14 protein-coding genes are annotated in these 14375 nt (G+C 66.1%); 6 read left to right on the forward strand and 8 right to left on the reverse strand.

Going from position 1 to position 14375, the window contains the following annotated elements:
* Position 1 precedes the first annotated feature (1 nt).
* A complete protein-coding gene (locus D6M19_RS11830; RefSeq protein ID WP_123025407.1) occupies positions 2–2284 on the reverse strand; it encodes an MMPL family transporter in 2283 nt (760 codons plus the stop codon).
* 216 nt (positions 2285–2500) lie between these two features.
* Here D6M19_RS11830 and D6M19_RS11835 point away from each other — a divergent pair, with 216 nt between their 5' ends.
* The gene (locus D6M19_RS11835; protein WP_123025408.1) at positions 2501–3040 is read left to right on the forward strand and encodes a DoxX family protein; all 540 of its coding nucleotides are present in this window, start codon (positions 2501–2503) and stop codon (positions 3038–3040) included.
* A gap of 114 nt (positions 3041–3154) precedes the next feature.
* Positions 3155–3286: a hypothetical protein gene (locus tag D6M19_RS35100; RefSeq protein ID WP_123025409.1), complete on the forward strand. Its 132-nt coding sequence runs from the start codon at positions 3155–3157 to the stop codon at positions 3284–3286.
* A 100-nt stretch (positions 3287–3386) separates the two neighbouring features.
* On the opposite strand, the gene D6M19_RS11845 is transcribed toward D6M19_RS35100, so the two are convergent.
* From D6M19_RS11845 to D6M19_RS11855, 3 genes are all read right to left on the reverse strand, one after another.
* Positions 3387–4385, reverse strand: a complete 999-nt coding sequence (locus tag D6M19_RS11845; RefSeq protein ID WP_123025410.1) for an NAD(P)H-dependent flavin oxidoreductase — start codon at positions 4383–4385, stop codon at positions 3387–3389.
* A 28-nt stretch (positions 4386–4413) separates the two neighbouring features.
* Complete coding sequence (locus D6M19_RS11850) at positions 4414–5166, reverse strand: 3-hydroxyacyl-CoA dehydrogenase (RefSeq protein WP_123025411.1); 753 nt, start codon at positions 5164–5166, stop codon at positions 4414–4416.
* A gap of 107 nt (positions 5167–5273) precedes the next feature.
* Positions 5274–6365 carry a CaiB/BaiF CoA transferase family protein gene (locus D6M19_RS11855; protein ID WP_123025412.1) on the reverse strand — a complete coding sequence of 364 codons (1092 nt, stop codon included), beginning with the start codon at positions 6363–6365 and terminating at the stop codon, positions 5274–5276.
* 106 nt (positions 6366–6471) lie between these two features.
* On the opposite strand from D6M19_RS11855, the gene D6M19_RS11860 reads away from it, so the two are divergent.
* Entirely contained in the window at positions 6472–7284 is an 813-nt protein-coding gene (locus D6M19_RS11860; RefSeq protein ID WP_123025413.1) for an enoyl-CoA hydratase, read from the forward strand.
* Positions 7285–7441: 157 nt separating this feature from the next.
* Entirely contained in the window at positions 7442–8698 is a 1257-nt protein-coding gene (gene tet(V) / locus D6M19_RS11865; protein WP_407665329.1) for a tetracycline efflux MFS transporter Tet(V), read from the forward strand.
* Here tet(V) and D6M19_RS11870 read toward each other — a convergent pair.
* From D6M19_RS11870 to D6M19_RS11885, 4 genes are all read right to left on the reverse strand, one after another.
* Positions 8695–9432 carry a CPBP family intramembrane glutamic endopeptidase gene (locus D6M19_RS11870; protein ID WP_123025415.1) on the reverse strand — a complete coding sequence of 246 codons (738 nt, stop codon included), beginning with the start codon at positions 9430–9432 and terminating at the stop codon, positions 8695–8697. The two genes, tet(V) and D6M19_RS11870, sit on opposite strands and share 4 nt — an antisense overlap.
* Positions 9429–10574 carry an NAD(P)H-binding protein gene (locus D6M19_RS11875; protein ID WP_123025416.1) on the reverse strand — a complete coding sequence of 382 codons (1146 nt, stop codon included), beginning with the start codon at positions 10572–10574 and terminating at the stop codon, positions 9429–9431. Before D6M19_RS11875 ends, D6M19_RS11870 begins: the two co-directional genes overlap by 4 nt.
* Before the next feature lie 42 nt (positions 10575–10616).
* Positions 10617–11141 (reverse strand): gamma carbonic anhydrase family protein, encoded by a 525-nt coding sequence (locus D6M19_RS11880; protein WP_164478442.1) that lies wholly within the window; start codon positions 11139–11141, stop codon positions 10617–10619.
* Positions 11142–11245: 104 nt separating this feature from the next.
* Entirely contained in the window at positions 11246–12202 is a 957-nt protein-coding gene (locus D6M19_RS11885) for a GlxA family transcriptional regulator (RefSeq protein WP_123025417.1), read from the reverse strand.
* An 83-nt stretch (positions 12203–12285) separates the two neighbouring features.
* Between D6M19_RS11885 and D6M19_RS11890 the strand changes: the two genes are divergently transcribed.
* Together D6M19_RS11890 and D6M19_RS11895 are read left to right on the forward strand one after the other, a co-directional pair.
* Positions 12286–13566, forward strand: a complete 1281-nt coding sequence (locus tag D6M19_RS11890) for an MFS transporter (protein WP_234834817.1) — start codon at positions 12286–12288, stop codon at positions 13564–13566.
* 80 nt (positions 13567–13646) lie between these two features.
* Positions 13647–14369, forward strand: coding sequence for a fasciclin domain-containing protein (locus D6M19_RS11895; RefSeq protein ID WP_123025418.1), 723 nt, complete (start codon positions 13647–13649; stop codon positions 14367–14369).
* Positions 14370–14375: the final 6 nt, after the last annotated feature.

Raw genomic sequence — 14375 nt, forward strand, 5'->3', positions numbered from 1 at the left:
GTCACCCAGTGTCCGTCACCGTGACCGCCGCCCGCTCGCGTTTCTCCGCCTGCGGAATGAGATCGTCGGTTGACTCACTGATGCCGATGCGTTCGTGCAGTTTCGCCAGCGGTTTGGGCGCCCACCAGTTCCAGCCTCCCAGCAGGTGCATGAAGGCAGGCACCAGCAACATCCGCACGAGCGTCGCGTCGACCAGGATCGCCAGCGTCAGCCCGACCCCGAACATCCGCATGAACGACACCTGGGCGGCCATCAGGGCAGCGAACGAGATCGACATCACCACCGCCGCCGCCGTGACGACGCGGCCGGTGCGCGCCAGACCGAGCGCCACCGCCTCGTCGTTGTCGGCGCGGGTCTTGCCGGGCAGCGAAAGCCAGTACTCCCTGATCCGGCTGACGAGGAACACCTCGTAGTCCATGGACAGTCCGAATGCGATGCAGAACAACAGCACCGGCATGTTGGCTACCAGCGTGCCGGTCGGCGTGGTGCCAAGGGCGCCGAGGTGGCCCGCCTGGAATATCCATACCAGCGCACCGAACGCTGCCGTCAACGACAACACGTTGAGCACCAACGCTTTCAGTGGCAGGAGCACGCTGCCCGTCAGCAGGAACAGCAGCACGAACGTGATGGCGGCGATTGCCGCGAGCACGAGCGGGAGCCGCTCGGTGATGCCACTCGAGCTGTCCTGGTTGATCTGCGCGACGCCGGTCAGTTCCACCGACTTTCCGCCGGGCGTGCTCACCGCGTGCAGCCGGTCGAGCTGAGCCTCGGAGGCGTCGGAGAACAGCGGGGCATCGCCGACCACGGTGAGGAACGCACTGCCGTCCTTTAGACCCGTTGCCGCCGAGGGCGGCCCGGCCCGCCGACCCTCGACGAAGGCCCCGGTCGGAGACGATACCGACGACACGTCGGGGACCAGGGATAGGTCGGCGGCGTAGCGACCGAGGTCCTGGGGCGTGATCCCGCTGGCGTCGGGGATGACGACGGTGGTGTTGCGCGCCGAGTCGACGGCGAAGTCGTTGCGCATCTGGTCGCCGACCTCGCGAGCCGACAACGACTCGGGCAGCACGCGGTCGTCGGGGAAGCCCCACTTGGCACCGAGGAACGGCGCGCCGAGCAGAAGCAGTAACACGACTATCGCGAGGCCGATCGGAATCGACCGGCGCATAACGAATTTGGTGGAGCGATACCAGAAGTTCTTCTCGACCGGCTTCGGCGTCGGTTCAGGTCGCCCGAGTATGCGGCGGAGCAGACGACGCATATCGAGCGCGTCGAGCCGGTCACCGAGGAGCACGATCGCGGCGGGGGCCACCACAACCGCGGCGACGGCGGCGAACGTCACCACCGCGATTCCGGCGTACGCAAACGATTTGAGGAAGTACATCGGGAACAGCACCATCGCGATCATCGACAGCGCAACCGTCAGCGCCGAGAACAGCACGGTCCGCCCGGCGGTGGCCATGGTTCGTATCAACGCCTGGTCACGCTGCGATCCGGCGGCGAGTTCGTCGCGATACCGGCTGACGATCAACAGCGTGTAGTCGATCGCGAGGGCAAGCCCCATGGCGACGCTCAGATTGAGTGCGAATATCGACACTTCGGTGACGTAGGTGATCGCACGCAGCACCGCCATCGACCCGAGGATCGCGAATGTGCCGACGGCCAGTGGCAACGCCGCGGTGAGCAGGCCGCCGAAAACCCATACCAGCACAAGAAAACTGAGCGGAATCGCAATGGATTCCATCAGCAGCAGGTCCTTTTCGGTCTGGCCGTTGATCTGCACGTAGATCATCGCCTCGCCGCCGGCGCGGACGGTGACGCCGTCGCGGTCATGCACCAGGCGCTCGCTGAGCTCCTTGGTGTATTTCTGCGCGTTGGTCTCCCCGCCGGTGACGCCTGCGACGATCAGCCCGGTCTTGCCGTCCTTGCTGACCAGCGCGGGCGCGGCCGGCGCGGGTGCGGTCCACGCCGAGGTCACGTCGACCACGTGCGGCGACGCCTGCAGCTGGGAGGCGATGTCGGTGCCGACCGCCCGCGCCTCGGGACTGCGCGCGCCGCCTTCGGATGTCACGCTGATGACCAGATCCATGTCGCCCTGGCCGAATTTGTTGACGAGCAACTGCGCGGCCTTGGCGGACTCCGACGTCGGGTCCTGGAATCCGCCCGCGGACAGGCTATTGGTGACCGGTATGCCGAAGATGCCCGTCGCCACCATCACCAGCAGCGCGATGACGATGATCCGCTTGGGAGCCCTGATGGCCATCCGTGCGATCTGTTGCAGCACTTTTGCGCCCTCTCCAACCAGTCCAGCAGTGGCTATCATCAGTAAGTTATCAACGGTAAGTTAGCTCCGTCAAGGCGACCTTGGTGTGGTAGCCCCGACCCATGCCGTGGAATCGTTCCGAGTTCTTACGGCGCGATGACTTTCCGGCCCCTGGACGGTCGGTAGTGCATGACGAACGCATTCACAGGAACCTCACAGGGCCCTAGGCTCGGCGGCATGGCGACCACCGAAACCACCGAAACGACCGAAACGACGACCTCACCGGCCGATGTCGGCCTGCTTATCCTTCGCGTCGGTGTCGGCGCCGCGATGATCCAGGCCGGCCTCATCAAGGCGCTCGACTTCGGCGCGACCGCGGGATTCATGGAGGCGGGCGGCTGGAGTCTGCCGACGATCGGTGCCCTGATGGTGACCGTCGCGGAGACGCTGGGCGGGATCGGGCTCATCCTCGGTGTCCTCACGCCCCTGGCCGCGTGCGCCGTCGTCGGCGCGATGATCTGCGCCTGGGCCGTCAACGTGTCGCAGGGCGCCTTCTGGTCGGAGCCGTTCAATGTGCCGTTCCTGGTGTTCATCGGCGCGGCCACGCTGCTGTTCACCGGCGCAGGCGCTTATTCGGTTGACGCCCGCGTGTTCAACAGGTTGCGGTGGTCGCCCCGGATCCGGGTCGGACTGCTCGTCTTGGCGTTCGCGGTGGCGATCCTCACGTGGGTCGTGCTGAATGGCACAAATCCCATCCACTTCAGCTCGCCGGCATAATCCCAGGTCAGCTACTCGCGAGTAACTTGGCACCCTACCCGGCGGTAAGAATTGCCACGATATTGCGAATCGTGACTCAAAGAACTCTTAATGGTGACCCATACGCTCAGTGTTATGTGGATCGACGACACCAGTGCTGATGTCATCAAGGTTGATTTCGAGGCGCTCTACCACGGCGATGTCCTGGTTGAGGGCGACACCTCCGAACAGCTTGACGGCGATCAGCAGCTGCCCTACGCAGTCTGAGGCAACGCGCTCGCACTGAGCGCGTTGACCCCGTCAGACAGTTTGCCCCGTACGGGGCCTTCGTTGATCCTTCGCTGATCCCAAAATCTCGCGCGATCGCTTATGCGACGTTTTCCTTCGCCGGCGACTCGACCATGTCGGCCAACCGCTCGGTGATAAGTTCCTCGGCGTCGCCAACGATGCGTGACACCAACTCGTCGCATGTCGGGATGTCATTGATCAATCCCATCGATGTGCCCACCGACCAGATACCGGCGTCCAGATCGCCGATCTCGTAGACCTTGACCCCACGCGAGCCCGCAACCAGGTCCTTGACGTCCTCGAACTGGCCACCGTTGTTGAGAATCGCAACCACCTCACGCGACACCGCATTGCTTGCGACGCGCGCAGTGTTGCGCAGCGGCCGGAAGATCATCTCGGTGTCGAGCTCGGTGCCCGCCACGATCGCTTCCTTGACTTTCTGATGAATCGCCGACTCCACCGTGCACATGAACCGCGACCCCATGTTGATGCCGTCGGCGCCCAGCGCAAGCGCGGCCACCAAACCACGGCCGTCGGCGAACCCGCCCGAGGCGATCATCGGGATGTCGATCTTGGCCGCCGCCGCGGGGATCAGCACAAGACCGGGGATGTCGTCTTCGCCGGGGTGGCCCGCACACTCGAAACCGTCGATGCTGATGCCGTCCACACCCAGGCTCTGCGCTTTCACCGCATGCCGCACCGACGTGCACTTGTGCAGCACCTTGATGCCGTTCTCATGGAACATCGGCAGGTGCGGCGCCGGGTTGGACCCGGCGGTCTCCACGATCTTGATGCCCGCCTCGACGATCACCCGCCGGTACTCGTCATACGGCGGCGGGTTGATCGTCGGCAGGATCGTCAAGTTCACACCGAACGGCTTGTCGGTCAGATCGCGACACCTGGCGATCTCGGCGGCCAGATCCGCAGGCGTCGGCTGCGTCAGCGCAGTGATGAAACCCAACGCACCCGCATTCGCCACGGCCGCAACCAGTTCGGCGCGGCCGACCCACTGCATACCGCCCTGTACGACCGGGTGCTCGACCCCGAACGTCTCGGTGAACTTCGTCCTGATCGTCATCGGTGCTCTCTCCTCTTCGCGCAACCGCTCATCGCGGAGCCATCCTGATCGCGCCGTCGAGGCGAATCACCTCACCGTTGAGCATCGGGTTCTCCACGATGTGCACGGCCAGCGCGCCGTACTCGTCGGGGTCACCGAGGCGGGCCGGATGGGGCACCTGCTTACCCAGCGAGGCCTGCGCCTCCTCCGGGAGCGAGCCAAGCAGCGGCGTCTTGAACAGACCCGGCGCGATGGTGACCACCCGGATCAGATCGCGGGACAGGTCGCGGGCGATCGGCAACGTCATGCCGACGACGCCGCCCTTGGAGGCCGAATATGCGGCCTGGCCGATCTGACCCTCGAATGCGGCGACGGAGGCGGTGTTGACGATGACGCCGCGCTCACCGTTGATCGGTTCGGTCTTGGCGATGCGCTCGGCGGCCAGCCGCAGCACGTTGAAGGTGCCGATCAGGTTGACCTCGATGACCTTCTTGAACGCGTCGAGCGGGAACGGGCCGTCCTTGCCCAGCGTCTTGGCCGCATTGCCGATGCCCGCGCAGTTGACGTTGATGCGCAGCGGGCCCATCTTCTCGGCGGCGTCGAGCGCGTTGGCGACGGCGTCGGGATCGGTGACGTTGGTTTCGACGAACTGGGCGCGATCGCCGAGTTCGGCCACTGCGTCGCCACCCCTCAGGTCGATGACGACCACCGATGCGCCCCTGTCCAGCAGTCGCTTGGTGGTCGCCAGGCCGAGCCCGGAGGCTCCGCCGGTGACAACGGCTACGGCGTCCTTGATCTCCACTTAGTGCGTTCCTTCCTATCGATTTCTTCTGGCGAGCAGACGCAAAAGTCCCCTCTCCACGGCGTGTCGCGGCACTTTTGCGTCTGCTCGCGCGGAAAAAGTTGCTTCTATTTCCAGTCGCGCAGAACGGATTCGATGTCGGTACCCGGCTCGCCGAGCGGCTTCGGGGTGGACGGCGCGCTGCGGGAGAACCGCGGCGCCGGAGACGGCAGCAACACGTCGCCGTCGAGATAGAACGTATCGCGTTCGGTGTTGTGCGGCTCGTTCTGTACCTCTGCGAAGGACAGCACGGGCGTGGCGCATGCGTCGCTGTCGGCGAACACCTTGGCCCAGTGGTCGCGATCTTTGGAGGCGAACACCTCGGTGAAGCGGGCGCGCAGTTCGGGCCACCGGCTGACGTCCTGCTGGCCGGGCAGATCCTCGCCGTCGAGGCCGAGACCCTTGAGCAGCTCCGCGTAGAACTGGGGCTCGATCGACCCGATCGACATGTAGCGGCCGTCGGCGCATTCGTAGGTGTCGTAGTAGGGCGCCCCGCTGTCGAGCATGTTGGCCCCACGCTCGTCGGACCACATTCCGCCCGCGCGCATCCCCCACATCATCGTCATCAAGATGTTGGAGCCGTCGACCATCGCGGCGTCCACCACCTGGCCCTTGCCGGAGGTCTGCCGCTCCCACAGAGCCGCGAGGATGCCGACGATCAGGAACATCGAGCCGCCGCCGAAGTCGCCCGTCAGGTTCAGCGGCGGCACCGGGCGTCCGCCCTTGTGACCGATGGAGTGCAGCAGGCCGTTGAGCGATATGTAGTTGATGTCGTGGCCGGCCTGCTGGCTGCGCGGACCGGTCTGACCCCAGCCGGTCATCCGCGCGTACACCAACCGCTCGTTGACCTTCGCGCAGTCCTCGGGTCCCAGGCCCAGTCGCTCGGTGACGCCGGGCCGGTAGCCCTCGATCAGCACGTCGGCCTTGGCGATCAACGCGAGCACCTGCTCGCGGCCTTCGTCGGACTTCAGGTTGGCCGCGACCGCGCGCCTGTTGCGGTTCATGGCCTCGTGGCTGCCCTTCGGCACGCCTCCGGTCCCGCCGGGGCGCTCGACGCGCACGACGTCGGCGCCGAGATCGGCGAGGATCATCGCCGCATGCGGTCCGGGGCCGATGCCGGCCAGTTCGACGATTCGCAATCCCTGCAGTGGTCCCGCCATTGAGAACCCACCTCCCGTAGTTGACCGCGACATAGCTTACTTGTATAACCAAGTGGACCCGCCGCTGGCCTGTGTGGGCTACGGCTCCTCGATCTAAGGTTCAGCAATGACTTCCCTCGACTCGAGCACCGGAGCGTATGTGAGCGTCGACGGCCTTGAAGTCAGTCTCGGCGACGGAGTGCTGTCGCTGACGCTGAACCGGCCGGACAGCCTCAACTCGCTGACCGCGACGATGCTGAACGGCATTGCCGACGCGTTGGACACGGCGGCCACCGACCCGCAGGTCAAAGTTGTGCGGCTGACCGGCGCGGGTCGCGGGTTCAGCTCGGGTGCGGGGATCGGCGCAGAGGACCAGGCCAAGAAGGCAGGCGGGTTGACCGTGCTGGACGCGGCCAACCGGGCGATCCGCGCCGTCGTGGCACTGCCCCGCCCTGTCGTCTGTGTCGTGCAAGGCCCCGCGGCGGGTGTCGGCGCGTCGCTGACGCTGGCATGCGACGTCGTAATCGCCTCGGACAAGGGCTATTTCATGCTCGCCTTCACCAAGATCGGCCTGATGCCCGACGGCGGCGCTTCGGCTCTGGTCGCAGCGGCCGTCGGCCGGATCCGCGCGATGCGGATGGCGCTGCTGGCAGACAAGATCCACGCCGCCGAGGCGTTGCAGGCGGGCCTGGTGACCGCGGTGTATCCGGCCGACGAACTCGACGCGGAGGTGGACAAGGTGATTGCGACCCTGGTGCGCGGGCCGGTCGTCGCGCTGGCGAAGACGAAGGACGCCATCAACGCCGCGACGCTGACCGAGCTCGAGGGCGCGCTGGAGCGCGAACACTCCGGCCAGGCCGCGCTGCTGCGGGGCACGGACTACCGCGAGGGCATCAAGGCCTTCCAGGAACGTCGCGCGGCCAACTTCACCGACTCGTAGCGACAACGAACTACGCCCAAACCAACGTTTGGGCGCATTTGTGCGAGTGCGTGGCGCCATATCGTCGATCTCGGCGCACAGGAAATTCGGTGGACGCCGTCCTACCCGGTCAGCGACCATCGACGGTGTGAGCACGCAAATCGATATTGAGAAGCCGGTGGTCGACGCCGGCCGATGGCGTGTGCTCGCACCATTCAAGTCCCGCGAATACCGCCTGCTGATCACCGCGGTATCGCTGTCGATCTTCGCCGACGGCATGTTCGCGGTGGTGTTGGCCCTTCAGGTGATCGAGCTCGACAACAATCCCGTGTCGTTGTCGATCGTGACGACCTGCTGGGGCGCGGCCTTCGTCGCATTCGTTCTGGTCGGCGGGATCACCGCGGACCGAATCAAACAGCGCACGATCATCATTGCCACCGAGTCCGTCAACGTGATCGCGTCGTCGGCTGTCGCGGTGCTGGGGCTGGTCGGTGTGCTGGAGGTCTGGCATCTCGCGGTCGCCTCAGCGGCGATGGGCGCCGCGGCGGGGTTCTTCTTTCCCGCGTACAGCGCGATTCTGCCGAGGATCCTGCCTGCCGACCAGCTGCTGGCGGCAAACGGAGTCGAAGGCGTAGTGCGGCCGGTGTTCCAGCGCGCTGTCGGCCCTGCGGTCGCCGGGCTCGTGGTGGGCGCATCGTTCCCCGCGCTGGGCGCCACCACCGTGGCGGTGTTGTTCGCCATCGGGCTGGTGCTGCTGGTGGCAACCCGGCCGACGACGAAAACACTTGCTGCAGAGCCTGATCACGAGCGGCCACACGTGCTGCGCGATCTGCGGGACGGCTTCGCGTTCATGCTCCACACGCCGTGGCTGTTGTGGACGCTGTTGTTCGCGAGCATGTTCGTGCTGGTGGTGCTGGGACCGATCGAGGTACTGCTTCCGTTCATCGCCAAAGACCGGTTCCACGACGGCGCCAAGACATACGGCTTCATCCTGGCGTTCTTCGGGATGGGCAGCGCGCTTGGCGCGCTCGGGGTGTCATCGAGACGGCTTCCCCGTCGCTACCTGTCGGTGATGATGGCGATGTGGAGCCTCGGCTCCGTCCCGCTGGTGATCGTCGGCTTCACCTCGTCGTTCCCGCTGATGGCCGTCGCGACGTTCATCATCGGCGTCACCGACGGCGCCGGCATGGTCATCTGGGGCACGCTGTTGCAGCGGCGAGTACCGAGAGAGATGCTCGGCCGGGTGTCGAGCCTGGACTTCTTTGTCTCGCTTGCGTTTATGCCGGTGTCATTCGCGATCGTCGGCCCGCTGTCGAAGGTCGTCTCGATGGAGACGATCTTCCTGGTGGCCGGGCTCGCACCCGTGGTGTTCGCCGCCGTCGCGATGCTGGCGGCCCGGATGCGCCGCGACGAGCTGGCGAACCCGTTGCGCTAGACGCCGAACACCGGCGGAAGTACGAGCACCATCGTCAATCCCCACACCATGTGGGTGAGGATCGGTGCGAGAACTCCGCCGGTGGCTCGGCGCTCGAACGCGCACACCGAGCCGAGCACCAACGCAGCGAACCCCAGCATCGGGTTGCGGGTCGCGACCAATATCGCAACCGTGTAGATGATCGTGGAAATGATTGCGGGATGGTGCTTTTCCAGGGCGGTATAGAGCGCGCCCCGGAAGAACAGCTCCTCGGCAACGGCGTTGAGCAGGATGCTGAACACCATCAGCCACAGTGTCTGGTAGTTCGCGAACTCCAGGACCTTGGTCACATAGCTTGAGAGCGTGGGGATTTCGCGGGCCCCCAACGCACCGACCACGAAGGCGGCGCCGACGGCAACGCCGACCACCGTTCCGGTGATAATGGGCCGTTGATTGCGGCCGAAGAACCGCACATGGCCCAGATGCAGCGGGCCAGACGCGAGCGCGCCGACCGTCCATACTGCCGCCAGGACAAGGGTGAGCCAGTAGAAGGAGGCGTCGCCGGGCTGCAGCCCCAGCGAGTAACCGAGCAACGCACCGCCGATCACCACCACGAACGCGACCGCAATTCGGCGTCGCTTCACGACAATTGGAGACTCGTGGACCGGGGTGGCGACCCTGGTGATGTTGTCCTTCACCTCCTGAAGGAAGGGAGGATGGGACTGCGCAGGTTCTGTCGTGGTCGGTTCTGTCATCCCAAGTGCGCCTTCGGTGTGAGGTTGATCAGGGTGTCGATTCCGGTCCGCAGCGCTGCGGCGACGGGGCCTGGTACGGCGTTGATGAGCCCGAGGAACGGGCGGGCCATCGGCGGGGTGACCGAACTCGCCAACCGCCGCAGCCGCAGCGTGTCGCCGCCTGCCCATCCCGGGTCGGTGTCGGCGAGATGATGTTGATCGGTGAGCGCGTTGACGGGTTGCGGCTTGCCGTTCGGCAGGGAGCGCATGATGGCGTCGTCGATGCCGACGAGCCCGCCTGGCGGGTCGGAGACCAGGTCGCGCAGACCGTCGGATGCCGTCATCGGGTGGTCAAGTGACGCAACCAGATCGGCGGCGAGTCCGCCGGGCACCGGCAACACGGCGGCGGTCAGCATCGATGCCAAGCCGGTATCCACTCCACGGATCGGCACACTAGCCCGCCACTTGCGGGTCGCGCGGCCATATGCGGCCAACAGGTCGCGATAGGTGGTGGTTTCCGGGCCCGAGATGTCGTATGCGCCCGCAGGCACCCGGTCTGCATCGGCGGCGATCGCCAGGTAGTAGAGAACGTCGGTGATGGAGATCGGGTCCATCGGGTTGTTCATCCACTCCGTCGAGGGGATCACGACGAAGCGATCACCGACGTAGCGCAGCATCTCGAACGACGTGGAACCCGCTCCGATGATCATCGCGGCACCCAGCCAGACCACCTCGGGTCCGCCCTGGATGCTCAACGCGGCGGCGACCTCCGCCCGGCTGGTCAGGTGCTCGGACAGGTCGCCTTCCTCCGGCACGAAACCACCGAGATAGACGATGCGGCCAACGCCTGCCTCCTTCGCGGCCTCCGCGACATTGGTCGCGGCCGCGTTGTCAGCATCACGAAAGTCGGGCTGGCCGATGCCGTGCACCAGGTAGTAGACGACGTCGACCGGACCCGCCTCGGCGAACGCCGCGTGCGCCGACGCAGGATCGTGTGCGTCCATTGCGACAGCCGTGACGTCACCGTTCCAGCCGAAATCGGCCAGCCGATCGACGTTGCGCGACGAGGCGACGACGTCGTGGCCTTGGGACAGCAGTTCGGTGACGAGCCGGGATCCGACATAGCCGGTGGCCCCGGTGACCAGGATGCGCATTGGTTTCACCGTACGGTCTTACCCGGACTCAGCCGACGGGAACCGGAACGGTCAGTCGAGCGCGGCGCGGTGCAGATCGATCAACCGTTGGTAAACCTCCGCGTTGTAACGGTTGTTGGCGATCTCGGCGTCGCTGAGTTCGCGCCGAACGGCACCCGGCACGCCGGTGACGAGCGATCGCGGCGGCACCACGACGCCCTGTGGCACCAACGCGGAGGCCGCGATCAACGAGCCCTTGCCGATGCGTGCGCCGTTGAGGATGACGGCGCCGATGCCGATGAGCGCGTCGTCCTCGACTTCGCAGCCGTGCAACACAGCGTTGTGGCCGACGCTGACGCCTGCGCCGACCTTGACGGGGAACTCCGAGTCGACGTGGATGGTGACGCCGTCCTGGATGTTGGTGCCGAACCCGATCTCGATGGGTTCGGCCTCGGCCCGCAGCGTCGCGCCGTACCAGACGCTGGCCCTGGCGGCGAGGCTGACCTGCCCGATAAGGGTTGCGTTCGGCGCGACCCAGCTCTCGGCGTGCAATTTCGGCGCGCGTCCGCGAATGGGGACGATCAGCGGCTCAGCCATGCGCGCCATCGTCGCACCCACCCTTTGCGCGCAAACCGACGTTTCGCAGAAAAAGTGCGAGTAACCGCCGCCAAAACGTAGATCTCGGCGCGACTAGTGACGGGTCAGGCGCCTTGGTAGACCTTGCGATAGCTCGACGGGGACATGCCAACGCCGCGACGCAGGTGATGTCGCAGATTGCCGCCGGTGCCAAGACCCGACAGCCTGGCGACCTCGTCGATCGGCAGGTCACGGGACTCCAGCAATTCGCGGGCGCGGTCGACGCGTCTGCTCCGAATCCAGGCACCCGGCGACTCGCCGGTCTCTTCGCGGAAACGGCGGTTGAATGTGCGCGCGCTCATCTTCGCGTGCCGCGCCAGCCGTTTCACCGTCAGCTCGCCGTCGAGGTGACCCAGTGCCCATTCGCGTGTCGACGCGGTCGAGTAATGATCCGGCGTCGGCACGTGGCGATCGATGAACTGCGCCTGACCGCCTTCCCGCCACGGCGGCACCACGCAGTATCTTGCGACGGCATTGGCCACTTGTGCGCCGTGGTCACGCCGAATGATGTGCAGGCACAGGTCGATTCCCGCCGCTAGTCCCGCGGACGTCAGGACGTCTCCGTCATCGACGAACAACACGTTCTCATCGACGAGCACCTCGGGATGCATGCGGCGCATCGCATCGGCGAACTTCCAGTGGGTGGTGGCAGGCCGCCCGTCGAGTAAGCCGGCCGCGGCGAGAATGAAGGCGCCGGTGCAGATCGACACGAGCCGGGTGCCGGCACGAATCAGTGCCAGCGCGGCGGAAACCTCGCTCGGGAGTACGCCGTCGATGCGGGCGGGCGGATATCGAGTTCCGGGGATCACCACGGTGTCGGCGGTGGCGAGCGCGGCGGCGCCTGCGCTCGGCACGATGTCGAATCCCGATGTGGCTGCCACCCGATCGCCGGTCAGTCCGCAGGTGACCACCTCGTAGAGCGCATTGCCGTCGGCGTCGGTGGCGCTGGAGAACAGGGTCGGCGCGATCGCCGCGTCGAAGCCGACCACGGGCGGCAGCAGCAGGACGACGACACGATGCACGCGGTCAATATTGGCACGTTTTTGATGACTGTTGTCGTTCTTGCCACTATGTGCAGGCCGGGCCCATCGGACACAGTGTTCTGGTGACGCTCGCCGCCGCAGACAAACGCACGCCCGTCGGCCGGATCCACTGGGCCTGGGTGGTGGCCGCCGTCAGCTTCATCGCGATCCTCGGGGCCGCGGGGTTCCGCTCGGTCCCCGGGGTGATGATGACGCCGCTGCACCACGAGTTCGGCTGGTCGCACGGCACGGTCGGACTGGCGATGTCGGTCAACATGACGCTGTTCGGCCTGACGGCGCCCTTCGCCGCCGCCCTGATGGACCGGTTCGGCGTGCGTCCCGTCCTCTCGGCGGCGCTGACGCTCGTCGCGGCCGGATCGGCGCTGAGCGTGTTCATGACGGCCAGCTGGCAGCTGGTGCTGTTGTGGGGGGTGCTGGTCGGTGTCGGCACCGGGTCGATCTCGATGGGCTTCGTCGCGACGGTAGCGACCCGATGGTTCGATGCACGACGCGGGCTGGTCACCGGCGTGCTCACCGCGGCGAGTGCGACGGGCCAGCTGATCTTCCTGCCGGTCGTTGCGCAGGTCACCGAACACCACGGGTGGCGCTGGGCGTCTCTCATCGTCGCCGCGGCCGCGCTTGCCGTGGTGCCATTGGTCCTGGTGTTCATGCGTAACTACCCGCAGGACAAGGGCTTGACCGCCTACGGCGCCACCGAAGCGGCCGAGCCCGCGGCGGTGCCTGCGTCAAGTTTCCGCAGCGCGTTCGACGGCCTGCTCCTCGGCGCGAGGGTGCCCGCCTTCTGGCTGCTGGCCGGCAGCTTCGCGATCTGCGGCATGACCACAAACGGGCTGATCGGGACGCACTTCATACCCGCCGCCAACGACCACGGCATGCCGACCACCGTCGCGGCGGGGCTGCTGGCCACGGTCGGCATCCTCGACGTCGCAGGCACCGTGTTCTCCGGCTGGCTCACCGACCGTGTGGATCCGCGGTTGCTGCTGGTCATCTACTACACCGGCCGTGGGGTGTCCCTGCTGTTGCTGCCGTCGCTGCTTTCCCCGCATGCCGAACCCAGCACTTGGGTCTTCGTGATCTTCTACGGCCTGGACTGGGTGGCCACCGTCCCTCCGACGATCGTGCTGTGCCGCAATTACTTCGGCGCGAGCACACCCGTGGTGTTCGGCTGGGTCTTCGCGTCGCATCAACTCGGCGCCGCGATCGCTGCGGCAGGGGCCGGCAAACTGCGTGATCTGCAGGGCGATTACGACCTCGCGTTCTACCTCGCCGCGGGCCTCTGCATCGTTGCAGCGGCGCTCTGTGCGAATGTTCGCAAAGCGCAGGTCAGCACCCCTGCGACATGACTTCTCGGTGATCTTGACTTTGGCAAAGACTGCTCGGGGCACCTAACATGCCTAGCGACTGACGAGCTGAGGAGCCGATAGTGAAGACTCGCACCAGCAAGGCAACGGGCGCAGCGGCGGCAATCGTCGCGATCGCGGCGTCGATACCGCTGGCAATCAACGCATACGCCGACCCCGAACCGGCGCCGCAGCCTGCAGTGGAGATCCCCGACCCGCAGGGCAACTGTGACCCGTTCAAGGCGGCAGTGCCCAACTGGAAGGGGCTGAACGACGTGCCGGTCAGCAAGGCGCTGGCCAGCATCCCCGATATCAGCACCTTCAACTCGGCGGTGTCCGGCGGGCTGAATCCCCAGGTCAACATCACCTCGGTGCTGGACAACGGGCCGTACGTGGTGTTCGCACCGACCAACGACGCGTTCGCCGCGCTCGAGCCCGCCCAGCTCGAGGCGCTGAAGACCGATCCGGCCGCACTGACCAAGCTGGACTACTACCACGTATTCCTTGGCCTGCTGGGACCCGAAGACGTGCACGGGCAGCGTCCCACCCAGGAGGGCGCCGAAATCAAGGTCGAAGGCAAGAACGGCGACATCAAGGTCAACGACACCGCCAAGGTGATCTGTGGTGGCATTCAGGCCGAGAACGCGCGCATCTACATCATCGACAAGGTGCTGGATCCCGCGAGTCCGCCCGAGCCGCTGACTCCGACCCTGAGTAGCTCGTCGTCGACGACCACGACGACGACGACCACGTCGGAGATGCCCAATGCCGAGGTGGTTCCAGGGGCCGAGGCGCCGGCCGGATAACGGCTC

It is taken from the genome of Mycolicibacterium stellerae, assembly GCF_003719305.1.
Lineage (GTDB): Bacteria > Actinomycetota > Actinomycetes > Mycobacteriales > Mycobacteriaceae > Mycobacterium > Mycobacterium stellerae.